At 72.9% G+C, this 23,264-nt stretch carries 23 protein-coding genes; 14 read left to right on the top strand and 9 right to left on the bottom strand.

Annotated elements, in window-relative coordinates; translation table 11 throughout:
• Positions 1-1,133, bottom strand: a 1,133-nt coding sequence (locus tag FRZ03_RS31730; RefSeq protein ID WP_146468534.1) for a glycosyltransferase family 87 protein, incomplete at its 3' end; no start/stop codon positions are given.
• Positions 1,134-1,265: 132 nt separating this feature from the next.
• On the opposite strand from FRZ03_RS31730, the gene FRZ03_RS31725 reads away from it, so the two are divergent.
• On the top strand, positions 1,266-2,408 hold the full coding sequence (locus tag FRZ03_RS31725; RefSeq protein WP_146468529.1) for a glycosyltransferase family 4 protein: 1,143 nt from the start codon (positions 1,266-1,268) through the stop codon (positions 2,406-2,408).
• 41 nt (positions 2,409-2,449) lie between these two features.
• Here the strand turns inward: FRZ03_RS31725 and FRZ03_RS31720 are convergent, their stop codons facing one another.
• Positions 2,450-4,246, bottom strand: a complete 1,797-nt coding sequence (locus tag FRZ03_RS31720; protein ID WP_146468528.1) for an AMP-dependent synthetase/ligase — start codon at positions 4,244-4,246, stop codon at positions 2,450-2,452.
• Positions 4,247-4,543: 297 nt separating this feature from the next.
• Between FRZ03_RS31720 and FRZ03_RS31715 the strand changes: the two genes are divergently transcribed.
• The 6 genes from FRZ03_RS31715 (at position 4,544) to FRZ03_RS31690 (ending at position 9,706) form a co-directional block, all read left to right on the top strand.
• Positions 4,544-5,341, top strand: a complete 798-nt coding sequence (locus FRZ03_RS31715) for a metallophosphoesterase family protein (protein WP_146468527.1) — start codon at positions 4,544-4,546, stop codon at positions 5,339-5,341.
• 125 nt (positions 5,342-5,466) lie between these two features.
• A complete protein-coding gene (locus FRZ03_RS31710) occupies positions 5,467-5,904 on the top strand; it encodes an SRPBCC family protein (RefSeq protein ID WP_070028626.1) in 438 nt (145 codons plus the stop codon).
• 184 nt (positions 5,905-6,088) lie between these two features.
• Positions 6,089-7,261 (top strand): ArsA family ATPase, encoded by a 1,173-nt coding sequence (locus tag FRZ03_RS31705; RefSeq protein ID WP_146468526.1) that lies wholly within the window; start codon positions 6,089-6,091, stop codon positions 7,259-7,261.
• A 58-nt stretch (positions 7,262-7,319) separates the two neighbouring features.
• Complete coding sequence (locus FRZ03_RS31700) at positions 7,320-7,811, top strand: DUF5304 domain-containing protein (RefSeq protein ID WP_146468525.1); 492 nt, start codon at positions 7,320-7,322, stop codon at positions 7,809-7,811.
• A gap of 67 nt (positions 7,812-7,878) precedes the next feature.
• Complete coding sequence (locus tag FRZ03_RS31695; protein WP_146468524.1) at positions 7,879-8,832, top strand: ROK family glucokinase; 954 nt, start codon at positions 7,879-7,881, stop codon at positions 8,830-8,832.
• Between the two features lie 103 nt (positions 8,833-8,935).
• Positions 8,936-9,706: an endonuclease/exonuclease/phosphatase family protein gene (locus tag FRZ03_RS31690; protein ID WP_146468523.1), complete on the top strand. Its 771-nt coding sequence runs from the start codon at positions 8,936-8,938 to the stop codon at positions 9,704-9,706.
• Positions 9,707-9,749: 43 nt separating this feature from the next.
• Here the strand turns inward: FRZ03_RS31690 and FRZ03_RS31685 are convergent, their stop codons facing one another.
• Together FRZ03_RS31685 and FRZ03_RS31680 are read right to left on the bottom strand one after the other, a co-directional pair.
• On the bottom strand, positions 9,750-10,361 hold the full coding sequence (locus tag FRZ03_RS31685; RefSeq protein ID WP_146468522.1) for a hypothetical protein: 612 nt from the start codon (positions 10,359-10,361) through the stop codon (positions 9,750-9,752).
• Positions 10,354-11,133, bottom strand: a complete 780-nt coding sequence (locus FRZ03_RS31680) for an alpha/beta hydrolase (RefSeq protein WP_146468521.1) — start codon at positions 11,131-11,133, stop codon at positions 10,354-10,356. Before FRZ03_RS31680 ends, FRZ03_RS31685 begins: the two co-directional genes overlap by 8 nt.
• 180 nt (positions 11,134-11,313) lie before the next feature.
• Between FRZ03_RS31680 and FRZ03_RS31675 the strand changes: the two genes are divergently transcribed.
• The 4 genes from FRZ03_RS31675 (at position 11,314) to FRZ03_RS31660 (ending at position 15,153) form a co-directional block, all read left to right on the top strand.
• Complete coding sequence (locus FRZ03_RS31675; protein ID WP_261399424.1) at positions 11,314-12,081, top strand: lysophospholipid acyltransferase family protein; 768 nt, start codon at positions 11,314-11,316, stop codon at positions 12,079-12,081.
• 46 nt (positions 12,082-12,127) lie between these two features.
• Positions 12,128-13,339, top strand: coding sequence for a MacS family sensor histidine kinase (gene macS / locus FRZ03_RS31670; RefSeq protein WP_146468520.1), 1,212 nt, complete (start codon positions 12,128-12,130; stop codon positions 13,337-13,339).
• A complete protein-coding gene (locus FRZ03_RS31665; RefSeq protein WP_146468519.1) occupies positions 13,336-14,013 on the top strand; it encodes a response regulator in 678 nt (225 codons plus the stop codon). Before macS ends, FRZ03_RS31665 begins: the two co-directional genes overlap by 4 nt.
• Before the next feature lie 111 nt (positions 14,014-14,124).
• A complete protein-coding gene (locus FRZ03_RS31660) occupies positions 14,125-15,153 on the top strand; it encodes a 6-phosphofructokinase (RefSeq protein ID WP_146468518.1) in 1,029 nt (342 codons plus the stop codon).
• A 63-nt stretch (positions 15,154-15,216) separates the two neighbouring features.
• On the opposite strand, the gene FRZ03_RS31655 is transcribed toward FRZ03_RS31660, so the two are convergent.
• Both FRZ03_RS31655 and FRZ03_RS41345 read right to left on the bottom strand, forming a co-directional pair.
• Positions 15,217-17,076 (bottom strand): anthranilate synthase family protein, encoded by a 1,860-nt coding sequence (locus FRZ03_RS31655; protein WP_146468517.1) that lies wholly within the window; start codon positions 17,074-17,076, stop codon positions 15,217-15,219.
• 98 nt (positions 17,077-17,174) lie between these two features.
• A complete protein-coding gene (locus FRZ03_RS41345) occupies positions 17,175-17,231 on the bottom strand; it encodes a trp operon leader peptide (RefSeq protein ID WP_146468532.1) in 57 nt (18 codons plus the stop codon).
• Positions 17,232-17,336: 105 nt separating this feature from the next.
• Here FRZ03_RS41345 and FRZ03_RS31645 point away from each other — a divergent pair, with 105 nt between their 5' ends.
• A complete protein-coding gene (locus FRZ03_RS31645) occupies positions 17,337-18,692 on the top strand; it encodes a class II 3-deoxy-7-phosphoheptulonate synthase (RefSeq protein WP_146468516.1) in 1,356 nt (451 codons plus the stop codon).
• Positions 18,693-18,841: 149 nt separating this feature from the next.
• Complete coding sequence (locus tag FRZ03_RS31640; RefSeq protein ID WP_186785726.1) at positions 18,842-19,069, top strand: (2Fe-2S)-binding protein; 228 nt, start codon at positions 18,842-18,844, stop codon at positions 19,067-19,069.
• A gap of 2 nt (positions 19,070-19,071) precedes the next feature.
• Here FRZ03_RS31640 and bfr read toward each other — a convergent pair whose 3' ends face one another.
• Positions 19,072-19,587: a bacterioferritin gene (bfr, locus tag FRZ03_RS31635; RefSeq protein WP_146468514.1), complete on the bottom strand. Its 516-nt coding sequence runs from the start codon at positions 19,585-19,587 to the stop codon at positions 19,072-19,074.
• A 176-nt stretch (positions 19,588-19,763) separates the two neighbouring features.
• Here bfr and FRZ03_RS31630 point away from each other — a divergent pair, with 176 nt between their 5' ends.
• On the top strand, positions 19,764-20,396 hold the full coding sequence (locus FRZ03_RS31630; protein WP_146468513.1) for a sulfite oxidase-like oxidoreductase: 633 nt from the start codon (positions 19,764-19,766) through the stop codon (positions 20,394-20,396).
• A 15-nt stretch (positions 20,397-20,411) separates the two neighbouring features.
• Here the strand turns inward: FRZ03_RS31630 and FRZ03_RS31625 are convergent, their stop codons facing one another.
• Together FRZ03_RS31625 and pknB are read right to left on the bottom strand one after the other, a co-directional pair.
• On the bottom strand, positions 20,412-21,290 hold the full coding sequence (locus FRZ03_RS31625; RefSeq protein ID WP_146468512.1) for a deoxyribonuclease IV: 879 nt from the start codon (positions 21,288-21,290) through the stop codon (positions 20,412-20,414).
• 57 nt (positions 21,291-21,347) lie between these two features.
• Positions 21,348-23,261 carry a Stk1 family PASTA domain-containing Ser/Thr kinase gene (gene pknB, locus FRZ03_RS31620; RefSeq protein WP_146468511.1) on the bottom strand — a complete coding sequence of 638 codons (1,914 nt, stop codon included), beginning with the start codon at positions 23,259-23,261 and terminating at the stop codon, positions 21,348-21,350.
• Positions 23,262-23,264 lie beyond the last annotated feature (3 nt).

The following is a 23,264-nucleotide window of genomic DNA, read 5'->3' as shown; positions in this document are numbered from 1 at the left end:
AGGGCGGCGGTGGTCAGGAGGGCGTTGCGGAGCAGGAGGAGGATGGTGCCGTACCAGTCGCTCGCCACCACGTGGGCGAAGCCGACGGGGAATTCCAGGACGGTGAGGAACGAGGCCGCGAGGACGAGCAGGGCCGGGGGCGTCATGCGGGAGGCGCGGTGGGTCAGGCAGACGGCGGCCGTGCCGATCAGCCAGACCAGGTACTGGGGGCTGATCACCCGGCTGGTGACGGTGAACAGCAGGACCGCCGTGAACGCCGCGTCCGCCAGGGTGCGGGGGGTGAGGCGGCGCGCCCGCAGGCGCCACAGGAGGAGCCAGCCGAACGCGGCCGCGGTCAGGGCCAGCGCCGCCGCGCTCACCTCGGGCACGTACGGGCCGAGGAACTCGATCGAGCCGTAGTTCAGCAGCACCTCGCCGTGCCAGCCGAAGTGCCGGGCCACATGGAAGACCAGGCCGCCCAGCGACTCCACCTCCGTGCCCCGGTCCCGCTGGAAGGTGAGGAACGCGAACGCGCCCGGCATCGACACCGCGAACACCGCCGCCAGCACCGCCCCCGTCACCGCCGCCGACACCCACGCCCGCCGCCGCACCGCGCCGGCGAGCAGCAGCGCCGGCCACACCTTCAGCAGCGCCCCGAACGCCGCCAGCGCGCCCATCAGCCGCGGGTGCCGCGCCCCCGCCACCAGCGCCGCCACCGCCACCGCGGTCACCATCACGTCGTAGCGGGCGTACACCGTCGGGCCGAGCAGCGGGACGCCCGCCACCCACACCCACGCCCCGCGCCGCGAGCGGCCCGGACGCCCCGAGTGCCACAGCAGCGACGCCAGCACCGCCAGGTCCGCGAGGAACGCCAGGACGAAGAAGGCGTGCGCGTACGACAGGAAGGGCAGCAGGGCCGGGGAGAGGATCGCCAGCGCGGCGGCCGGCGGGTACTGCCAGGTGACGTCGTCCAGCGGGAACGTCCCCCCGCGCAGCACCTCGTACCAGCCCCGGTAGATCACCGACACGTCCGAGGTGACGTCCGGGCCCGGGAAGACGTACACCCCGAAGACGAAGAGCAGCAGCACCGCACGGGTGACGCCCCAGGTCGCGAGCAGACACGCCGGCGACCGCCGGGCGTCCTTGGTCTCCACGTGATCCCCTGCCGTCCGTTTCCGCTCCGAGTCCCGCCGTCGCGGCACCATGATGTCCCGACCGCCCGCGGCCGTGCCAGCGCGGGCCGCCCGCCTCCGGGTCGTGCGGCCGATTCGGTAGGGTCGGCCACGATGCACAAGACCCTGATCGTGACCAACGACTTCCCGCCCCGGCCGGGCGGCATCCAGGCCTTCCTGCACAACATGGCCCTCCGGCTGGACCCCGGGCAGCTGGTCGTCTACGCCTCCACCTGGAAGCGGAGCCGGGAAGGCGCCCTGGCCACCGCCGCCTTCGACGCCGAGCAGCCCTTCACCGTCGTACGCGACCGTACGACGATGCTGCTGCCCACCCCCGGGGCGACCAGGCGGGCGACCGCGCTGCTGCGCGAGCACGGCTGCGCCTCGGTGTGGTTCGGGGCCGCGGCACCGCTCGGGCTGATGGCGCCCGCGCTGCGCCGCGCCGGGGCCGAACGGCTGGTGGCCACCACCCACGGGCACGAGGCCGGCTGGGCCCAGCTGCCCGCGGCCCGGCAGCTGCTGCGCCGGATCGGGGACGCCACGGACACGATCACCTATCTGGGCGAGTACACCCGCTCCCGCATCGCCGGCGCGCTCACCCCGGAGGCGGCCGGCCGGATGGCGCAGCTGCCGCCCGGCGTCGACGAGAAGACCTTCCACCCGGACTCCGGCGGCGACGAGGTCCGCGCCCGCCTCGGCCTCACCGACCGCCCGGTCGTCGTCTGCGTCTCCCGGCTGGTGCCGCGCAAGGGCCAGGACACGCTGATCCGGGCCCTGCCCCGGATACTCGCCGCCGAGCCGGACACCGTGCTGCTGATCGTCGGCGGCGGCCCCTACGAGCAGGACCTGCGCCGGCTCGCCCGGGAGACCGGCGTCGCCGCCTCCGTCCGCTTCACCGGCGCCGTCCCCTGGTCCGAGCTGCCCGCCCACTACGGCGCCGGCGACGTCTTCGCCATGCCCTGCCGCACCCGGCGCGGCGGCCTCGACGTCGAGGGCCTCGGCATCGTCTACCTGGAGGCCTCCGCGACGGGACTGCCGGTCGTGGCCGGCGACTCCGGCGGCGCGCCCGACGCCGTGCTCGACGGCGAGACGGGCTGGGTGGTCCGGGGCGGCGACCCGGCCGAGGCCGCCGACCGCATCACCGCGCTGCTCCGGGACGCCGGGCTGCGGCGGCGGATGGGGGAGCGGGGCCGCCGGTGGGTGGAGGAGAAGTGGCGGTGGGACCTGCTGGCGGAGCGCCTGCGGACACTGCTCTGAGGCGTGTTCCGGGTTGTTTCCCAACGGCCCCGCCGGGCACGTCACTTGGCGTAGATCGCCTCGATCTCGTCCGCGAAGTCCTTCGCCACCACGTTCCGCTTCAGCTTCAGCGACGGCGTCAGATGACCGGAGTCCTCGGTGAACTGCCCCGGCAGAACACGGAACTTGCGCACCGACTCCGCCTTGGACACCGCCGCGTTGCCGTCGTCCACGGCCTCCTGGATCGCGGCGTTCAGCTCGGGGTCGTCCCGCAGCGACGCCACCGTGGAGCCCGCCGGCTTGCCGTGCTCCGCGGCCCAGCGCCCCAGGAACTCCTCGTCCAGGGTGATCAGGGCGCCGACGAACGGCCGCCCGTCGCCGACCACCATGCACTCGGCGACCAGCGCGTGCGCCCGGATACGGTCCTCGATCACGGCCGGCGCCACGTTCTTGCCGCCCGCGGTGACGATGATCTCCTTCTTGCGGCCGGTGATCCTGAGGTACCCGTCCTCGTCCAGGGTGCCGATGTCCCCGGTGTGGAACCAGCCGTCGGCCAGCGCCTCCGCCGTCGCGCCCGGGTTGTTCCAGTACTCCTTGAACAGGTGCTCGCCGTGCAGCAGCACCTCGCCGTCGTCCGCTATCCGCACCACCGAGCCCGGCAGCGGCTGTCCCACCGTGCCGATCTTCTGCCGGTCCCACGGGTTGAACGCGGTCGCCGCGCACGACTCGGTCAGGCCGTAGCCCTCCAGCACCGTGAAGCCGATGCCGCGGAAGAAGTGACCGAGCCGCTCGCCCAGCGGGGCGCCGCCGGAGATGGCGTACTCGCCCCGGCCGCCGAGGACCGCGCGCAGCTTGCCGTAGACCAGCTTGTCGAAGACCTTGTGCTTGAGCTTCAGCCCGAACGACGGTCCGGACGGCGAGTCCTGGGCCTTGCTGTAGGCGATCGCGGTGTCCGCCGCCTTGTCGAAGACGCCGCCCTTGCCGTCCGCCTGCGCCTTGGCGCGCGCCGCGTTGTAGACCTTCTCGAAGACGCGCGGCACACCGAGGATCAACGTCGGCCGGAACGAGGCGAGTTCGTCGGTCAGGTGCTTGATGTCCGGGACGCAGCCCAGCTTGATGGGCGCCATCATCGGCGCGATCTGCACCAGGCGCCCGAAGACGTGCGCCAGCGGGAGGAAGAGCAGCACCGAGCACTCGCCGGTGCGGAACAGCGGACGCAGCCGCTCCACGATGTTGCCGCACTCGGCGAAGAAGCTGCGGTGGGTGAGGACACAGCCCTTGGGGCGGCCCGTGGTGCCGCTGGTGTAGACGATGGTCGCCGGGTCGTCGGCGCGGGCGAGCGAGGAGCGCTCCTCCACCGTCGCGTCCGCCACGTCCTGCCCCAGCCGGCCCAGCTCCTCGACGGCGCCGGCCTCGATCTGCCAGACGTGCTTCAGCGCGGGCAGCGTGTCGCGCACCGTCTCCACGGCCGCCGCGTGCGCGTCCAGCTCCACCACGCACGCCGTCGCGCCCGAGTCGGACAGGATCCACTGCACCTGCTCCGGGGAGCTGGTCTCGTACACCGGCACGGTGACCGCGCCCGCGCTCCAGATCGCGAAGTCGAGGAGCGTCCACTCGTAGCGCGTGCGGGACATCAGGCCCACGCGGTCGCCCGGCTGCACCCCGGCGGCGATGAGGCCCTTGGCGGCGGCGTGCACCTCGGCGAGGAACTTCCGGGCCGTCACGTCCTGCCACACCCCGCCGGTCTTGCGGGCGATGACGGCGACGTCCGGATGCTGCGCGGCGTTTCTGCGGACGATGTCGGTCAGATTTCCGTCCGCAGGGACCTCGTACAAAGCCGGAAGGCTGAACTCGCGCAAGACTGCTGCTCCTCATAGGGCGCCGGCGCCACGACGTTGTGTGATGCGACGGTGCGGTCCAAGGCTCGGGCTGGTGCTCGGGTTCGCGGTGGCCGAAACCCTGAGCACGACTGGACTGCCCGGACGTTACCCGCCGGTATGGCGTTCCCGACAGGGGGTCCCGGCGAGATGTTCCTTGTGTCACACAGGTTGGCGTTCCTTCGCGCACAGTAGTCCACGGCCGCTCCGACCGGCGAGTAACCGCAGGCCAAGACCTGCACTGTTCACCTGCACCGCACACGCCTACGCTTGATCGCCATGGCTTCCACACCCCCTCGGAGCACCCGGACCCGTGTCCACGTGGTCAGCGACGTGCACGGCAACGCCCGGGACCTGGCGCGGGCCGGCGAGGGTGCCGACGCCCTGATCTGCCTCGGCGACCTCGTCCTCTTCCTCGACTACGCCGATCACTCGCGCGGCATCTTCCCCGACCTGTTCGGCGAGGAGAACGCCGACCGCATCGTGGAACTGCGCACCGCGCGGCGCTTCGAGGAGGCCCGCGCGTTCGGGGCCCGGCTGTGGTCCGGCATCGCCGGGGACCGGTACGCGGCCATCGAGAAGGCGGTGCGCAAGCAGTACGCCGAACTGTTCGCCGCGTTCCCCGTGCCGACGTACGCCACCTACGGCAATGTCGACATGCCGCCGCTGTGGCGGGAGTACGCCCGGGCCGGCACCACCGTGCTGGACGGGGAGCGGGTGGAGATCGGCGGCCGGACCTTCGGCTTCGTCGGCGGGGGGCTGCGCACGCCGATGCGGACGCCGTACGAGATCGACGACGAGGAGTACGCCGCGAAGATCGAGGCGGTCGGAGAGGTCGACGTGCTGTGCACGCACATCCCCCCGGAGGTGCCGGAACTGGTCTACGACACGGTCGCGCGCCGCTTCGAACGGGGGAGCCGGGCCCTGCTGGACGCCATCCGCCGCACCCGGCCCCGCTACGCGCTTTTCGGCCATGTTCACCAGCCGCTGGCCCGGCGGATGCGGGTCGGGGCGACCGAGTGCGTGAACGTGGGGCACTTCGCGGCGACCGGGCGGCCCTGGGTCCTGGAGTGGTGACGGGCGGCGAGGGGAGACGGGGTGAAGGGGGCAGGTCGGGCGCACGGTAGCCTTCACGCTGCACACACGTGCGCAGCGAGCGCACGCAAGAGTCTCTTCGGTCCGCATCTGGAGGAGCCACGGCGATGGCGGAACACACCAGTTCGAGCATCACGATCGAGGCGGCTCCGGCCGACGTCATGGCGGTGATCGCCGACTTCGCGCGCTACCCGGACTGGACCGGCGAGGTCAAGGAGGCGGAGGTCCTCAAGACCGACGAGCGCGGGCGCGCCGAGCAGGTGCGGCTCGTCATGGACGCGGGCGCGATCAAGGACGACCAGACGCTGGCGTACACCTGGAGCGGGGAGAACGAGGTGTCCTGGACGCTGGTGAAGTCCCAGATGCTGCGCTCCCTCGACGGGTCCTACCTGCTGAAGCCGGCGGGCGCGGGCGCCACCGAGGTCACCTACCGGCTCACCGTCGACGTCAAGATCCCCATGCTCGGCATGATCAAGCGCAAGGCCGAGAAGGTCGTCATCGACCGCGCCCTGGCGGGCCTGAAGAAGCGCGTCGAGTCGGCCTGACCTACCCGGTCGACCTGCCCTGACCTGACCGGTCGGCCTGACCTGACCGGTCGGCCCGAGCTTCCCCGGCCGTGACCGGGACGCAGGGGAACGCGGAGCGCCCTGTGCTCCCGGGCGGCCGTACCGAGCCGCCCCCGGCCGCCCCCGGCCGTCCCGCGCGGGCTTTCCGTTACGGTTCAGCCTCATGCGTACCATCCTGATCACCGGGCCGGGCGGCAGCGGGCGTACGACCGTCGCCGCCGCGACCGCGCTGCGGGCCGCCCGGGAGGGCAGCCGGACGTTGCTGCTGAGCGCCGACCGCACCGACACCCCGGGCGCGGTGCTGGGCACGGAGACGGGTGCCGCGCCCGTCGAGGCCCGGCCGGGGCTCACCGTCTGGCGGCCGGACGCCGCCGCCGGTTTCCGGCAGGACCTCGCCGACTTCCAGGCCCGCGCCGCGAGCGTCCTCGATCTGCTCGGTGCGTCACGGCTGGACGCCGAGGAGGTCACCCCGCTGCCCGGCGCCGAGGAGCTGACCTTCCTGCGCGCGCTCCGGGACGCCGCGCTGTCCGAGCACCACGACCTCCTCGTCGTCGACCTGCCGGCCCTCCCCGAGGCCCTCGCGCTGCTCGCCCTCCCCGAGGAACTGCGCCGCTACCTGCGCCGCCTGCTGCCGCCCGAACGCCAGGCCGCCCGCGCGCTGCGCCCCGTCCTCGGCCGGCTGGCCGGCGTGCCCATGCCCGCCGACTGGCTGTACGAGACGGCCGCCCGCTGGGACACCGAACTCGCCGCCGTCGAGGCCGTGCTGAACGACCGGCACACCGCCGTACGCCTCGTCGCCGAACCCGGCCCGGCCGGCGCCGCCGCGCTGCGCACCGCCCGTCTCGGCCTCGCCCTGCGCGGACTGCGCCCCGAGGCGCTGATCGCCAACCGCACCCTGCCCGACGCCGCCACCGGCCCCTGGCTCGCCGGACTCCGCGCCCAGCAGCAAGAGGCCGTCGAGGAGTGGCGGGGCACGTACGACGTGCACCCGGTGCCGCACCTCGGCCGCGACCCGCACGGCCCCGACGACCTCACCGCCCTCCCCGTCCCCGCCGTCGAGCCCGCCTCCGCGCCCGTCGAGTGGACCGTCGCCGACCGGATCGCCGAGGACGGGGTGCTGGTCTGGCACATCCCGCTGCCCGGCGCCATACGGGAGGAGCTCGACCTGATCCGGCGCGGCGACGAGCTGGTGATCACCACGGGCCCCTTCCGCCGGATCGTCCCGCTGCCCTCCGCGCTGCGCCGCTGCACCGTCTCCGGGGCCGGCCTGCGCGAGGGCGAGCTGCGGGTCCGCTTCGCCCCCGACCCCGGGCTGTGGCCCGCCGCGGCACGGTGAACCGGGGCGGCCCGTTCGGGTAACGTCGTAGGGGCCGAACCGCAGTCAGGAGGCCGCCATGAGCGAAGAGCGCCCCGCAGAACCGCACGAGGAGCCGCGGGTGAGCGACGCCGACGCCTGGGCCACGGCCTGCGCCGAGGACCTGGAGGCCGAGAAGGCTCGCCGGCGCACCACGTACGGCCCGCCGCCCGGCTCCGCCGCCGACGAGCTGAAGAGGCTCGTGGACACGGTGGCCGACAAGCTGTCCGGCCTCCAGTCCCCCCTCGTCGGCCTCGCCGGACCGGCCGCCCAGCAGATGGTCAGGCAGGCCGTCCAGCAGGCGAAGGCCGCCGTCGAGCCGGTCATAGAGCGCAACCCCGACGTCTTCGACCACCTCGCGGCCGCAGGCGGCGAACTGCTGGCCGCCTACCGCTCCGCCGTCCGGTCCCAGGAGCAGCGCTGGGCCTCCGGCCCGTCCGGCGTCGCGGACGAATGGCGCGCGGACCGGCCGGGCGACGGCGACGACCGGGGCGAGGGCACCGGGCCCTCGGAGCGCATCGACCTGGACTGAAGCCCTCGTCCGCAAGGGCCTCGGGTACGGTTGGCCGTAGCGGGGCTCGACCGAAACTGAGGGATTCATGGGACTCACCATCGGCGTCGACATCGGCGGCACAAAGATCGCGGCCGGCGTGGTCGACGAGGAAGGCAACATCCTCTCGACCTTCAAGGTGCCGACCCCCACCACGCCCGAGGCCATCGTGGACGCCATCGCCTCCTCGGTGGAGGGCGCGCGTGCCGGGCACGAGATCGTCGGCGTGGGCATCGGTGCGGCCGGTTACGTCGACCGGCAGCGCTCCACCGTCTACTTCGCGCCCAACATCGACTGGCGCAACGAGCCGCTGAAGGAAAAGGTCGAGGCCCGCACCGGCCTCCCCGTCGTGGTCGAGAACGACGCCAACGCCGCCGCCTGGGGCGAGTACAAGTTCGGCGCCGGCAAGGGCCACCGCAACGTCATCTGCATCACGCTCGGCACCGGCCTCGGCGGCGGCATCATCATCGGCAACAAGCTGCGCCGCGGCCACTTCGGCGTGGCCGCCGAGTTCGGCCACATCCGGATGGTCCCGGACGGCCTGCTGTGCGGCTGCGGCTCGCAGGGCTGCTGGGAGCAGTACGCCTCCGGCCGTGCCCTGGTCCGCTACGCCAAGCAGCGCGCCAACGCCACCCCCGAGCGGGCCGAGCTGCTGCTCTCGCTCGGTGACGGCACCCCGGACGGCATCGAGGGCAAGCACATCTCCATGGCCGCCCGCCAGGGCGACAAGGTCGCGGTGGACTCCTACCGCGAGCTGGCCCGCTGGGCCGGCGCCGGCCTCGCCGACCTCGCCTCCCTCTTCGACCCCTCCGCCTTCATCGTCGGCGGCGGCCTCTCCGACGAGGGCGACCTGGTGCTCGACCCGATCCGCAAGTCGTACAGGCGGTGGCTGGTCGGCGGGAACTGGCGGCCGGTCGCCGATGTGATCGCCGCTCAGCTGGGCAACAAGGCGGGCATGGTCGGCGCGGCCGACCTGGCCCGTGAGCCCGACCCGGTCATGTAAGGAGCCACCCGGCTCGGCGGCGGGGCCGTACCCCGGTACGGCCCCGCGCGCCCCGGGCACCCGCGGTCGTCCGCTCCCGACCGCGCGGCGTACATTGATCCACATGGCGCCGCTCCCCAACTCCCACACGGAACCCGACGGTTCAGCCGTCATCCGCGTCCTGAGCTACAACATCCGCTCGCTGCGCGACGACACCGACGCCCTCGCGAGGGTGATCACCGCCTGCGCCCCCGACCTGGTCCTGATCCAGGAGGCGCCCCGCTTCTTCCGCTGGCGCAAGAAGCTCACCCGGCTGGCCGCGGCCTCCGGGCTGGTCCTCCTCACCGGCGGCGGCACCGCGGCCGGACCCGCGATCCTGTGCTCGCTGCGGGCCACCGTGGAGCGGACCGAGGACGTACTGCTGCCGCTCACCCCCGGCCTGCACCGGCGCGGCCTGGCCACCGCGGTGGTCCGCTTCGGCGGCGCCCGCCTCGGCGTGATCAGCTGCCACCTCGGTCTCGACGGCCGTGAGCGCCACGTCCAGGGCGGGATGCTCCTGGACCGGCTCGACCAGCTCGGCGTGGAGCACGCCGTCGCGGGCGGCGATCTGAACGAGGGCCCCGAGGGCCGCACCTTCCGCCTGCTCGCCGGCGCCCTCCAGGACTGCCGGGAGGTGGCCCCCTGGGGCGGCGAGGAGACCTGGACGCACGGCGAGCCGCACCGCCGTATCGACGCGGTGTTCGCCACCAAGGGCGTCGAGGTGCTCGGCAGTGGGGTCCCCCTGGACCAGCCGGGCGTCACCCGCGCCGATCTGGCCGCCGCCACCGATCACCTCCCGGTCCTGACCGCCCTGCGTGTCCCCGCCGCCCAGCGCACACCGGAGCGCCTGTCCTGACGGCCCCGGACCATCCTGACGGCCCCGGACCGTCCTGACGGTCCTAGACGACGGCCCCGCGCCCCGGGTCGTCGTCCTCGTCCTCGTCCGTCCGCATCCGCGCGACCAGCGTGGCGAAGCCGCCGAGGAAGCCGCCGATGCCGGCGGTCGCCAGCCACCAGGTCATGTCCCAGCCGAGCAGCACCGCCAGCAGGAGCAGGACGGGGCCGCCGACCACGCCGAGCCACGCGAACTTCGCCGTGGTGTCGGCGTTCGGCAGCGGCGGCGGCTCGGGCGGCACGAAGTGGCCCTCGTCGTCCTCGCCGAAGTCGTCCTCGGACGGCTCCGGCGGCCGGTGGTCGCGGGGGCCGACACCGGGCGCGAAGGAGACGGAGCTGCCCAGCGGCCGGGCGGGCCGCTGCTCCCCGGAGCCCTCGCCCCCGGGCTGCTTCTCCTTCTCCTTCTCGGTCTCCGCGGGCGCGTCCTTCTCCAGCAGCGCCAGGTCCTCCACCGGCTTGAAGGGCCTGGCCCCCGGCGGGTCCGGCGGTTCCTCGCCGTACCCGGCGACGATGGCCCGCCAGGCGGCGTCCTCGTCGAAGGGCATTCCCTTCCCGTCGGACTCGCTCCGGCCCTCGTGGTCCTCGCGGCCCTCGGGACCGGGCTCGTGCTCAGCCAACTGCGGCCGTCCCTTCCTCGCCGAGACTCGGTGCGAGCCGGCCGATGAAACCGAGGCTCTCCTCGAAGATCCGGTCCGCGTCCACATCCAACGTCGCGACGTGGTAGCTGTGTTCCAGCACGATCTCGCGGACGTCCGTGGACGAGATCCGGCCGAGCACCCGGGCGGAGTCGGCCGACGGGACGACATGGTCCTGGGCGCTGCGCAGCAGCAGCAACGGCTGGGTGACCCGCGGCAGCTCACCGTCCAGCCGGTGCAGGAACCGGCGCAGCGAGTGCGCCGCGTGCAGCGGCACCCGGTCGTAGCCCGTCTCCGCCGCGCCCTCCTTGGCGATGTCGCTGGCGATGCCCTTGGTGGTGCGCACCAGGTGCCGGGCCACCGGCAGGGCGTACGCGGACAGGCCGTGGATCTTGTTGGCCGGGTTGACGACGACCACGCCGTCGATCCGCCCGCCGTGCAGTGCGGCCAGCCGCAGCGCGAGGGCCCCGCCCATCGACAGGCCCGCCACGAACACCCGGGAGCAGCGCTGGGCGAGCAGCCGCAGTTCGCGGTCCACCTCCGCGTACCAGTCCTGCCAGCCGGTGAGCTGCATGTCCTCCCAGCGGGTGCCATGGCCGGGCAGCAGGGGCAGCGAGACGGTCAGGCCGTGCGCCGCGTGGTGCTCCGCCCAGGGGCGCAGCGACTGGGGCGAACCGGTGAAGCCGTGACAGAAGAGGACGCCCACCTCCCCGCCTGCGTGGCGGTACGGCTCGGCTCCAGGGAGAACCGGCACCTTCGACGCTCCTGTTCCGGGGAAGGGCCCCGCCGTCGGCCGGGGCGTGGAGAACTCGCGGATGTGCTTCACCGTACGCGACCGCACGGACACCGACCAGGGCCGTCGGGTCCTTCGGGCGCCCCGGGGGTTAAGGTCTGTTCGACGGAAACGGGAGGCACACGGGTGTTGTACGGCACGATGAAGGTCGCCATCGGGGGGCCGCTGAAGCTCGCCTTCAGGCCGTGGGTGGAGGGCCTGGAGAACATTCCGGCCGAGGGCCCCGCGATCCTGGCCAGCAATCATCTGTCCTTCTCGGACTCGTTCTTCCTGCCGACGATGCTGGACCGCAAGGTCACCTTCATCGCGAAGGCCGAGTACTTCACCACGCCCGGCGTGAAGGGGCGGCTGACCGCCGCCTTCTTCAAGGGCGTCGGGCAGCTCCCGGTGGACCGCTCGGGCGCCCGCGGCGCCGGCGAGGCCGCGATCAAGAGCGGGATAGAGGTGCTGCAGCGCGGTGAGCTGTTCGGCATCTACCCGGAGGGCACCCGCTCGCCCGACGGCCGGCTCTACCGGGGCAAGCCCGGCGGCCTGGCCCGCGTGGCCCTCGCGACCGGCGCCCCGGTGATCCCGGTGGCCATGATCGACACCGAGAAGATCCAGCCGCCCGGCAAGGTGATGCCGAAGCTGATGCGCCCCGGCATCCGCATCGGCAAGCCCCTCGACTTCAGCCGCTACCAGGGGATGGAACACGACCGCTTCGTCCTGCGCGCGCTGACCGACGAGGTCATGTACGAGATCATGAAGCTCTCCGGCCAGGAGTACGTCGACATGTACGCCACCGCCGCCAAGCGGCAGATCGCGGAGGCGGCGAAGGCGGCCAAGGAAGCGGAGAAGAACGCCAAGGAGGCGGAGAAGGAAGCCGGGAAGGCCGAGAGGGAAGCCGGGAAGGAAGCCGAGGGCCAGTAGCGGCGGGACGCGGCGGGGGCCGGGGCACAGCAGAAAAAGGGGGGACATGGCCGGGCGCGAGCGTGTGCTGAGGATGTCGGTGGAGCTGCCGCTGTGGCGGGCGCTCGCCGGCTACCGCGTGCTGACCATGCTGTACGCGGCCGGCCTGTGCGTCACCTCGTACGAGGACTACACCCGCCCCTGGATCGCGGTCGGTTACGACGCCGTGCTGGCCGTGTGGACGCTGGCCACCCTGCCCCGGGTGCGCAACGCGGCGAGCTGCACCAAGGCGTTCCTCTCCGCCGATCTGGCCATCGCGCTCGCCGGCATCCTGCTCACCGCGTTCGCCGACACCCACCAGCGGACCGCGGGCGGCCCCACGCTGCCGACGATATGGACCGGTGGCGCGGTGCTCGGCTTCGCCGTCAAGGGCGGCTGGCGCTGGGCCGCCGCCGTCTCCACGGTGGTGGCGGCCGCCAACCTGGCCGAGCGCGGCCAGATCGCCAAGGACACCCTGCACAGCCTGATCCTCGTCTGCATCGCCTCCATCGGCATCGGCTACGTCGTGGAGGTGGCCCGCGCCTCCGAGCGCACCCTCGCCCGCGCCCTGGAGATCCAGGCGGCCACCCGGGAGCGGGAGCGGCTGGCCCGGGACATCCACGACAGCGTGCTCCAGGTGCTGGCGATGGTGAAGCGGCGCGGCACCGCACTCGGCGGCGAGGCGGCCGAGCTGGGCCGGCTGGCCGGGGAGCAGGAGGTCGCCCTGCGCACCCTGGTCTCCGGCGGACTGCTGCCCGTCGCCCGCCTCCCCGAGGACGGCGCCGTACCGGTCCGCGAGGAGCCGGCCGAGCGCGGCCCGGTCGATCTGCGCACCCTCCTCGCGCCCTTCGCGCGCGACCGGGTGACCCTGGCCGAGCCCGGCGCCCCGGTGTCCCTTCCGCCGTCCGCCGCACGGGAGTTGGCCGCGGCGGTCGGCGCCGCCCTGGACAATGTGGAGCGGCACGCGGGCGAGGGGGCGCGGGCCTGGATCCTGCTGGAGGACGAGCCGGAGGAGATCGTGGTCACCGTCCGGGACGACGGGCCCGGCATCCCCGAGGGCCGGCTCGCCGAGGCGGAGGACGAGGGGCGGCTCGGCGTCGCCCAGTCCATCCGGGGCAGACTGCGCGACCTCGGCGGCAGCGCCGAGCTGATCTCGGTGCCCGGGCAGGGCACCGAGGTCGAACTGAAGGTACCGAAGGGCGCCGTCGCGGCGCGGGGGAAGAAGGCGGAGCAGCGATGACACAGCAGCAGGACCCGATCAGGGTGATGGTGGTGGACGACCACCCCATGTGGCGCGACGCCGTCGCCCGGGACCTGACCGAGTCCGGCTTCGAGGTGGTCGCCACCGCGGGCGACGGCGAGCAGGCCGTGCGCCGCGCCAGGGCCGCCGCCCCCGACGTCCTGGTCCTCGACCTCAATCTGCCCGCCAAGCCCGGCGTCCAGGTGTGCAAGGAACTGGTCGCCCACAACCCGGCGTTGCGCGTCCTGGTGCTGTCGGCGAGCGGGGAGCACGCCGATGTGCTGGAGGCGGTGAAGTCCGGCGCCACCGGCTATCTGCTGAAGTCGGCCTCCACCGGGGAACTGCTGGACGCGGTGCGCCGCACGGCCGCCGGCGACGCGGTGTTCACGCCGGGTCTGGCCGGACTGGTGCTCGGCGAGTACCGGCGCCTGGCCGCCGAACCGGCGCCCGCGCCCGACACCGACGAGCCGGGCGCGCCCCGGCTGACCGAGCGGGAGACGGAGGTGCTGCGGCTGGTCGCCAAGGGCCTGAGCTACAAGCAGATCGCCGAACGCCTCGTCATCTCCCACCGCACGGTGCAGAACCACGTCCAGAACACCCTCGGCAAGCTCCAACTCCACAACCGGGTCGAGCTGGTGAGGTACGCGATCGAGCGCGGCCTGGACGAGGGGTAGTCCGGATCGGGGCGCAATGCCCCCGATTCACCCGTCCCGCCTCTCCCGATGTGACGCGCATCACCATTAGCGTGACAAAGCGTCAGGCCAAGCGGGCGAAGGGACATTTCCATGCGGGTCGGAGTTCTCACCGGAGGCGGCGACTGCCCCGGGCTCAACGCCGTCATCCGGGGCGTCGTACGCAAGGGCGTACAGGAGTACGGCTACGAGTTCGTGGGCTTCCGGGACGGCTGGCGGGGCCCCCTCGAAGGCCGCAGCGTCCGTCTCGACATCCCCGCCGTGCGCGGCATCCTGCCCCGCGGCGGCACCATCCTCGGCTCCTCGCGGACCAACCCCCTCAAGCAGGAGGACGGCATCCGCCGGATCAAGGACAACCTGGCCAAGCAGGAGGTCGAGGCGCTGATCGCGATCGGCGGCGAGGACACCCTCGGGGTCGCCGCCCGGCTGTCCGGCGAGTACGGCGTGCCCTGCGTGGGCGTGCCCAAGACCATCGACAACGACCTGTCCGCCACCGACTACACCTTCGGCTTCGACACCGCCGTCAACATCGCCACCGAGGCCATCGACCGGCTGCACACCACGGCCGAGTCCCATATGCGGGTCCTGGTCTGCGAGGTGATGGGCCGGCACGCCGGCTGGATCGCCCTGCACTCGGGCCTGGCCGGCGGCGCCAACGTCATCCTCATCCCCGAGCAGCGCTTCGACCTCGACCAGGTGTGCGCCTGGATCACCTCCCGCTTCAAGGCGTCGTACGCCCCGATCGTCGTGGTCGCCGAGGGCGCCATGCCGAAGGACGGCGAGATGGTCCTCAAGGACGAGACGCTGGACTCCTTCGGGCACGTGCGGCTGTCCGGGGTCGGCGAGTGGCTGGCCAAGGAGATCGAGAAGCGCACCGGCAAGGAGGCCCGTACCACGGTCCTCGGGCACATCCAGCGCGGCGGCACCCCCAGCGCCTTCGACCGCTGGCTCGCCACCCGCTTCGGGCTGCACGCCGTCGACTGCGTGCGCGACGGCGACTTCGGCACGATGGTCGCCCTGCGCGGCACCGAGGTGGTCCGCGTCCCCCTCGCCGAGGCGACCGCCAGGCTGAAGACGGTCGACCCGAAGCTGTACGAGGAGGCCGGGGTGTTCTTCGGCTGAACCCGGGCGGACGCACCGGGGCTGCGGGCCGTCACCCGGCCCGCAGCCCCGGCCGCGAGAGCCTCAGAGCGCGCTCGCGCCGCGCAGCCTGCCCATCAGCTCCGCCACGATCGCCGCCCCGTCGAGGGTCAGCACCGACTCCGGGTGGAACTGCACCCCGGCGAACCCGGGCCCCCGTACGGCATGGACCTCGCCGTCGGCGGCCCGGCTCACCTCGATGCCGTGCGCGGCCAGCTCCCGCGCCGCCTCCTCGTCGCAGCGGGCGGTGAAGCTGTTGTAGAAGCCGACCGTCTCCGGGCGCCCGAACAGCTCGATCCGCGTCTGCGCGCCCTGGTACGGCACCCCCTTGCGGACGATCTCCAGGCCCAGCTCCGCCGCGATCAGCTCATGGCCCAGGCACACGCCCAGCACCCCGTGCCGGTGCTCCCGGAGCACCGCCGCCGTCAGCTCCCGCAGGAACCGCATCTTCGGGTCGGCCAGGTCGCCCGGGTCGCCGGGGCCCGGGCCCAGCACCACCGGGCCCTCGTGCGCGAGCACCGCCGCCCGCAGCCCCGGCTCGTCGTACCGCCGGACCGTCACCTCCAGCCCCGCCGAGCGCAGCAGATGCGCCAGCATCGCGGTGAAGGTGTCCTCGCCGTCCACCACCAGGGCGTGCCCGGTCACCTCGGCGGCCGGCTGCTGCATCCGCAGCCAGAACGGGGCGAGCGAGGCCCGCCGCCCGTCCAGCGCGGCCCGCACCCGGGGGTCGTCGGCCAGCCGGGGCAGCTCCCGCTCCGCGCGCGGCCGGCCGGGACGCACCCCGAGGGCCGCCAGCACGCCCGCCGCTTTCGCGTGCGTCTCGGCCACCTCGCCCGCCGGATCGGAACCGCGCACCAGCGTGGCGCCCACCGCCACCCGCAGCCGCCCGGCCGCGTCGATGTCGGCGGTGCGGATCAGGATGGGGGAGTCCAGGGTCTGCGCCCCGCCCGCGTCCCGGCCGAGCAGGGCCAGTGCACCGGCGTAGTACCCGCGCCCCCCGGCCTCGTGGCGCTCGATCACCCGGCAGGCGTTCTGCACCGGCGACCCGGTGACCGTCGCCGCGAACATGGTCTGCCGCAGCACCTCCCGGGCGTCCAGGGAGGACCTCCCGCGCAGCTCGTACTCGGTGTGCGCGAGATGCGCCATCTCCTTCAGCCGGGGCCCGACGACGACCCCGCCCATGTCGCCGACGGTGCACATCATCTTCAGCTCCTCGTCGACCACCATCGACAGCTCCTCGATCTCCTTGCCGTCGGCGAGGAAGTCCAGCAGCCGCTCCGGGGTCGGCCCCTCGGCGGGATAGCGGTAGGTCCCGCTGATCGGGTTCATCACGACCGTCCCGCCGGACATCCGCACGTGCACCTCGGGGCTCGCCCCGACCAGCGTCCGGTCCCCGGTGTGCACCACGAAGGTCCAGTACGCGCCCCGCTCGCCCGCCAGCAGCCGCCGGAACAGCGCCAGCGCGTCGGCCCGGCCGAAGCCGGGGACCGCGCCCTCGTACGTGCGCCGGATCACGAAGTTCGCGCCCTCGCCCCGGCCGATCTCGTCCGCGAGCACCCGCCCGACGATCCCGGCGTACTCCTCGTCGCCGACGTCGAAGCCGCCGCCCTCGACCCGCACCGCGTGCGCGGGCAGCCGCGCGAGCGCCTCGTCCGCCGGGATCTCGTACGACTCCTCGGGGGTCAGCACCAGCAGCGGGGTGCCGTCGTCACGGACGTCGAAGCCGCGCTCGCGGATCTGCCGGAACGGCACCAGGGCGAGCCCCTCGTCCGGCAGCTCGGCGAGCCGCTCCCGGCCGCTCACCGGGCCGATCAGCACCTCCACCGGGTGCTCGGCACGGCCGGGCACCCGGCGGTGCAGCAGGGCGAAGGGGCGGGGGTCGGACAACAGGTCCAGCAGGTCCACGGGTCGGTCTCCTACTCGGTCGGATGAGGAGAGGAACGACCCGACAAACGCCGAAGGCCGCCCCTCGGGCGGCCTTCGCGAAGTCTGGGTACGCGCGATCAGCGGGCCGCCGGATGAGCGGTCCACCACCAGTTCTGGTTGGAAAGCGCGAACATGCGAGTGACCCTACCGCACCCGGCACCCGTCCACCCAGCAGTCGTCCCGTCTCACTTTTCGGGCGACTCGTGGAACACGGGACATGACCCCGTAATGTTTACGAGGTGACCGTGAACGCTGATTCCCATGCCGTCGCCGCCGAGGCGACCTGGCGAGACCTGCCCGCGGCGCAGCAGCCCGAGTACCCCGACGCCGAGGCTCTGCGCGCAGTGATCGCGGACCTCGAGTCGTATCCGCCGCTCGTCTTCGCCGGCGAGTGCGATCAACTGCGCGCCCGGATGGCGGCCGTCGCCAAGGGCGAGGCGTTCCTGCTCCAGGGCGGCGACTGCGCCGAGTCCTTCGACGGCGTGGGCGCCGAGCAGATCCGCGCCAAGCTCAAGACGCTGCTCCAGATGGGCGCCGTCCTGACCTACGCGGCCTCCGTGCCCGTGGTCAAGGTCGGCCGGATCGCCGGGCAGTACTCCAAGCCGCGCTCCAAGCCGACCGAGACCCGCGACGGCGTGACCCTCCCGGTGTACCGGGGCGACTCCGTCAACGGCTTCGACTTCACCGAGGCCAGCCGCATCCCGGACCCCGAGCGGCTCAAGCGGATGTACCACGCCTCGGCTTCCACGCTGAACCTGGTGCGCGCCTTCACCACCGGCGGCTACGCCGACCTCCGCCAGGTGCACGCCTGGAACCAGGACTTCGTGAAGACCTCGCCCTCCGGCCAGCGCTACGAGCAGCTGGCCCGCGAGATCGACAACGCGCTGAACTTCATGCGGGCCTGCGGCACCGACCCGGAGGAGTTCAAGACCGTCGAGTTCTTCTCCTCGCACGAGGCGCTGCTGCTGGACTACGAGTCCGCCCTGACCCGGGTCGACTCCCGCACCGGCGAGCTGTACGACGTCTCGGCGCACATGGTGTGGATCGGTGAGCGCACCCGGCAGCTGGACCACGCGCACATCGAGTTCGCCTCGAAGATCCGCAACCCCATCGGCATCAAGCTCGGCCCGAACACCACGGCCGAGGAGGCGCTGACGTACATCGACCGCCTCGACCCCGAGCGGGAGCCGGGCCGGCTGACCTTCATCGTCCGGATGGGCGCCGACAAGATCCGCGACCGGCTGCCCGAGCTGGTGGAGAAGGTCACGGCGTCCGGCGCGACGGTGGCCTGGGTGACCGACCCGATGCACGGCAACACCTTCGAGGCGGCCTCCGGGCACAAGACCCGCCGCTTCGACGACGTGCTGGACGAGGTCAAGGGCTTCTTTGAGGTGCACAAGGCGCTCGGCACCCACCCGGGCGGCATCCACGTCGAGCTGACCGGCGACGACGTCACCGAGTGCGTGGGCGGCGGCGACGAGATCTTCGTCGACGATCTGCACCAGCGCTACGAGACCGCCTGCGACCCGCGGCTCAACCGCAGCCAGTCGCTGGACCTGGCGTTCCTGGTCGCGGAGATGTACCGGGACCAGTGAGGCGGCTCTCGGAGCCGTTCTGGGGCGCGGATCACATGCGATCCGCGCCCCTCGGTCTTTTGCGGTCGCGAAGCGACGGGTAAGGTTAGGTTTGCCTCACCGGGAACGGGACGGCAGAGATACGACGATCCCGTCGGGAGGTGGGCCGCGTGTACGTCTGCAGTTGCTTCGGCATCACCGACGCCGACGTCAGGCGGCACGCGGAGGACGGCGCCTGCACCCCGCGCCAGATCGCCTCCGCGTGCAAGGCCGGCACGGACTGCGGTCGCTGTGTGCGGCGCATCCAGGCGCTGCTCGGCCGGGGCGCCTGCCCCCGCCGCGAGCTGATCGAACAGCGCGCCCCTGTGACGCTCGACCGGCTGGACGACGCCGCCTAGGGTCAGCCCGAGAAGCCTCCGGTGCCCGGCCCCGAGGGGTCCGGCTGGCTCTGCTCGATCACCGTCGAGAGGTAGAGCGCCTCGCCCAGCTTGTCCACGAGTTCCAGCTGGGTGTCCAGGTAGTCGATGTGGTGCTCCTCGTCGGCCAGGATCGCCTCGAAGATGTTCGCGGACGTGATGTCGTCCTTGTCGCGCATGATCTGCACGCCCCTGCGCAGCCGGTCGATCGCCTCGACCTCGATCTGCCGGTCGGCCCGGAACATCTCGGTCACCGTCTGCCCCACCTCGACGTGCGAGAGCCGCTGGTAGTTCGGCAGCCCGTCGAGCAGCAGGATGCGGTCGGTCAGGAGTTCCGCGTGCCGCATCTCGTCGAACGACTCGCGCCGGGTGTACTCGGCGAGCTTCGACCACCCCTTGTGATCCTGGATCTTGGAGTGCAGGAAGTACTGGTTGATCGCCGTCAGCTCGGCGGTCAGCTGTTCGTTGAGCAGTTCGATGACCTCGGGGTCGCCCTGCATCGCAGCGGCTCCTTCCACACGGGAGAACGGGGGGAGGTGTGCGCCGCATGATTGCACCGGCGGCGAGGCTCGTCCAGTAAGTGATGACTTAGTAAATGTGCCCGCAATTGATGCTCTTTGCCCGTTTCGGGGAGGGTGGGGCGAGGGCATCGTCCGAGGTCTGTCAGGATGGACACATGGGTCATCCGGTGGAACGAGAGTCTGGAGCAACGGCAGGGTCCGAGCTTCCGCCGGGGCAGCGACTCCAGCGCGGCTGGCCCGTCACGCACTACGGACCCGTCCCCAAGTTCCGGCCCGAGCGCTGGGACTTCCGGGTCTTCGGCGCCACCGCCGACGGCGACAAGCACGGCTGGACCCACGAGGAGTTCACGGCCCTGCCGTACACCACCGTCGTGGCCGACCTGCACTGCGTGACCAAGTTCAGCATGCTCGGCGCGGAGTGGGGCGGCGTGCCGGCCGCCGCCGTCGTGGACCTCGCCCCGCCCGCCCCGGACGTCACCCATGTGATGGTCTGGGCGGAGTACGGCTTCAGCTCCAACCTGCGCCTGTCGGACTTCCTCGCAGAGGGCACCCTCTTCGCCACCCACAAGGACGGCGAACTGCTCACCGCCGAGCACGGCTTCCCGGTCCGCCTGATCGTGCCCCACCTGTACGCCTGGAAGGGCCCCAAGTGGGTGCGGGGCGTGGAGTACATGACCGCCGACCGCCGGGGCTTCTGGGAGGAGCGCGGCTACCACAACATCGGCGACCCCTGGAAGGAGCAGCGCTACTCCTACCAGGAGGAGCCGGGCGAGGGCCCGGAGCTGTGAGGGGCCGCCGGCCCCTCAGCCGTCCCTGAGGCGCTTGAGCCGGGCCACGTCCGCCGCGTGGCCCTCCTTGCCGCCCGGGGTCTCGATGATCAGCGGGACGCCCGCGGTCGCCGGGTGGTTCATCAGGGCGCGGAAGGGCTCCTCGCCGATGTGGCCGGAGCCGATGTTCTCGTGCCGGTCCTTGTGCGCGCCGACCACGTCCTTGGAGTCGTTGGCGTGGATCAGCTTCAGCCGGCCCTCGCCGACGGTCTCCACCAGCAGGTCCAGCGTCCGGTGCATGCCTTCCGGGCCGGTCAGGTCGTGGCCCGCCGCGAAGATGTGGCAGGTGTCCAGGCACACGCCCAGCCTGGGATGGGCGTCCAGCGCCTCGAAGTACGGCCCGAAGTCCCAGGTCCGCGAGCACAGCGAGGCGCCCTGGCCGGCGGTGGACTCCAGCAGCAGGAACGGGTCGTCGTCATGGGTCAGCTCGTCCAGCAGCGGCAGCAGGTGCGCGCGCACCTGCTTCAGCGCCACCTCCCGGGCCCGGCCGCCGGTCGCGCTGCCGGTGTGCACCACCACGCCCAGCGCGCCGATCTCCCGCCCGCGCCGCAGCGAGTGCCGCAGCGACTCCACGGACCGCTCCACGGTCGCCTCGGTGTGCGAGCCGAAGTTGATCAGGTAGGGGGCGTGCACATACGCCGGGACGGACTCCTCGGCGCAGGCCGCGCGGAACGCCTCGTCCTGCCTGGGGTTCCCGGCCGGGGTGGCCCAGCCGCGCGGATTGGCCACGAAGACCTGCACGGTCTCCGCCTCCAGCGCACGGGCGTACGACAGCCCCACGGAGTGCAGGCCGCCGGCCACCGGGACGTGGCCGCCGACGGGATTGCGGGGCGGGGAGGACTGAACGGGACTCACCCGTTCAGGGTGTCATGCCCGCCGGGGCGCCAGGACCGCGGTCCGGGGTGAACCCGGTCACCGGATGGTGATGGTGATGGTGGACCCCTTGGGCGCGGTCCCGCCGCCCTCGACCGACTGCTTCTTCACGGTGTCGCCGAACAGCCCGAGCAGCCCGCGGTCCTCGTTCACCTTGAACCCGGCGTCCTCCAGGGCCCGGTGCGCGTCGTCCACGCTGTCGCCGGTCACGTCCGGGACCTCGACCATCTGCGGGCCCTTGGACAGGGTGAGCGTCACCGTGTCGCCCCTGGCCACCTGCCCGCCGTCGCCGGGGCTCTGCCGGGCGACCTTGCCCTTGTCGTACTCGGAGTTGACCTGCGTGCCCGCGATCCTCACCTTCAGCCCGGCGTCGGTCAGCTCCTGCCGGGCGTCGGCCGGGTCCTCGCCGGTGACGTCCGGCACGTCGACGGGGCTGCCCTTGCTGACGGTCAGCGCGATCGCGGAGCCCGCGTGCCGCTCGGTGCCCGTACGGGGGGTGGTGGCGATCACGGCGCCCTGGTCGACCTCGTCGCTGAACCGCCGGGTGACCATGCCCGGCTCCAGACCGGCCGCCTTCAGCCGCGCCCGCGCCTTGGCGAGCGGCAGATCGGCCAGGTCCGGCACCTTCACCGTCTTCGGGCCGAGCGAGACGGTCAGCGTCACCGCGTCGTGGTCGCGGATGCGGGCCCCGGGCTTCGGGTCGGTGCCGATCACGGCGCCGCGCGCGACGGTGTCGTCGTAGGCCCGCTTCACCTTGCCGACATGGAGGCCGGCCTGCTCCAGCCGGTCCCTGGCCTGTGCCTCGGTCTTCGTCAGCAGCGGCGGGACCTTGGTGAACTGGCCCGAGTTGATGTACCAGACCCCGGTGCCGGCGCCGAGCACCAGCAGCACCGCCACCGCGACGCTGAGGACCAGCCGCCGGGGCCGGCGCCGCGGCGGTACCGGGGTGCCCTGGAACCGCGCGGTGTGGCCGACGCCGTCGCCCGGGTCCCCGTCGACGGGCAGCGGCCGGGGCACGGTCAGCGCGCGGGGGATCACGCTCGTCCGGTCGTCCGCGTTGTCGTGCTCCACGGATCTCGCCTGCGGCGGTACGGCGTCCAGCTGCTCCTCGGTCAGCGCCGCGCGGGCCTCGCGGGCCTGGGCGAGCAGCGCGACGGCGTCGCCCGGGCGTACCCCGGGGGTGCGGGCGGTGGCCGACGCGACCAGCTCGTCCAGCTGCGGCGCCAGCCCCGGCACCAGCGCCGAGGGCGGCGGCACGTCCTCGTTGACGTGCCGGTAGAGCACCTGGGCGGGGGAGTCACCGGAGTGCGGCTTGGCGCCGGTCAGCATCTCGTAGAGGACGACACCGCACGCGTAGACGTCCACGCGCGGGTCGGCGGTGCCCTGGTCGAGCTGCTCGGGCGCGAGATAGGCGACGGTGCCGAGCACGGAACCGGTCGTGCTGGTCACCGTGTCCACCGAGCGCACCAGCCCGAAGTCGGCGACCTTGACCCGGCCGTCGTCGCCTATCAGCACGTTCTCGGGCTTCATGTCGCGGTGCACGAACCCGGCCCGGTGCGCGGCGCCGAGCGCGGCGAGGACCGGCTCCAGGATGTCCAGCGCGGCGCGCGGACGCAGCGCCCCGCGCTCGCGCAGCACGTCCCGCAGGGTGCACCCGGGGACGTACTCCATCGCCATGTACACATAGGACCGGTCGGTCCCCTGGTCGAAGACCTGCACGACATTGGGGTGGTCGAGCCGGGCCGCGGACTTGGCCTCCCGGATGAACCGCTCCACGAACGACCCGTCCGCCGCGAGCGCCGGATGCATCACCTTCAGGGCGAGCACCCGGTCCAGGCGGATGTCCAGGGCCCGGTAGACCGTGGCCATCCCGCCGGCCGCGATCCGCGCGTCCACGCGATAGCGACCGTCGAGCACCTGCCCGACGAGAGCGTCCTGAAGGGTCGTATCCACATC

Source organism: Streptomyces misionensis (genome assembly GCF_007896895.1).
GTDB lineage: Bacteria > Actinomycetota > Actinomycetes > Streptomycetales > Streptomycetaceae > Streptomyces > Streptomyces misionensis_A.
This window is presented reverse-complemented; position numbering and strand designations above follow the sequence as displayed.

What these genes read in the sequence shown, in the direction of transcription:
- FRZ03_RS31710 (WP_070028626.1), top strand. Translation starts at nt 5,467, where the DNA reads ATGGCGGAACACACCAGTTCGAGCATCACGATCGAGGCGGCTCCGGCC.
- FRZ03_RS31675 (WP_261399424.1), top strand. Translation starts at nt 11,314, where the DNA reads ATGAAGGTCGCCATCGGGGGGCCGCTGAAGCTCGCCTTCAGGCCGTGG.
- FRZ03_RS31665 (WP_146468519.1), top strand. Translation starts at nt 13,336, where the DNA reads ATGACACAGCAGCAGGACCCGATCAGGGTGATGGTGGTGGACGACCAC.
- FRZ03_RS31660 (WP_146468518.1), top strand. Translation starts at nt 14,125, where the DNA reads ATGCGGGTCGGAGTTCTCACCGGAGGCGGCGACTGCCCCGGGCTCAAC.
- FRZ03_RS31695 (WP_146468524.1), top strand. Translation starts at nt 7,879, where the DNA reads ATGGGACTCACCATCGGCGTCGACATCGGCGGCACAAAGATCGCGGCC.
- macS (WP_146468520.1), top strand. Translation starts at nt 12,128, where the DNA reads ATGGCCGGGCGCGAGCGTGTGCTGAGGATGTCGGTGGAGCTGCCGCTG.
- FRZ03_RS31715 (WP_146468527.1), top strand. Translation starts at nt 4,544, where the DNA reads ATGGCTTCCACACCCCCTCGGAGCACCCGGACCCGTGTCCACGTGGTC.
- FRZ03_RS31725 (WP_146468529.1), top strand. Translation starts at nt 1,266, where the DNA reads ATGCACAAGACCCTGATCGTGACCAACGACTTCCCGCCCCGGCCGGGC.
- FRZ03_RS31700 (WP_146468525.1), top strand. Translation starts at nt 7,320, where the DNA reads ATGAGCGAAGAGCGCCCCGCAGAACCGCACGAGGAGCCGCGGGTGAGC.
- bfr (WP_146468514.1), bottom strand. Translation starts at nt 19,587, where the DNA reads ATGCAGGGCGACCCCGAGGTCATCGAACTGCTCAACGAACAGCTGACC.
- FRZ03_RS31705 (WP_146468526.1), top strand. Translation starts at nt 6,089, where the DNA reads ATGCGTACCATCCTGATCACCGGGCCGGGCGGCAGCGGGCGTACGACC.
- FRZ03_RS31690 (WP_146468523.1), top strand. Translation starts at nt 8,936, where the DNA reads ATGGCGCCGCTCCCCAACTCCCACACGGAACCCGACGGTTCAGCCGTC.
- FRZ03_RS31630 (WP_146468513.1), top strand. Translation starts at nt 19,764, where the DNA reads ATGGGTCATCCGGTGGAACGAGAGTCTGGAGCAACGGCAGGGTCCGAG.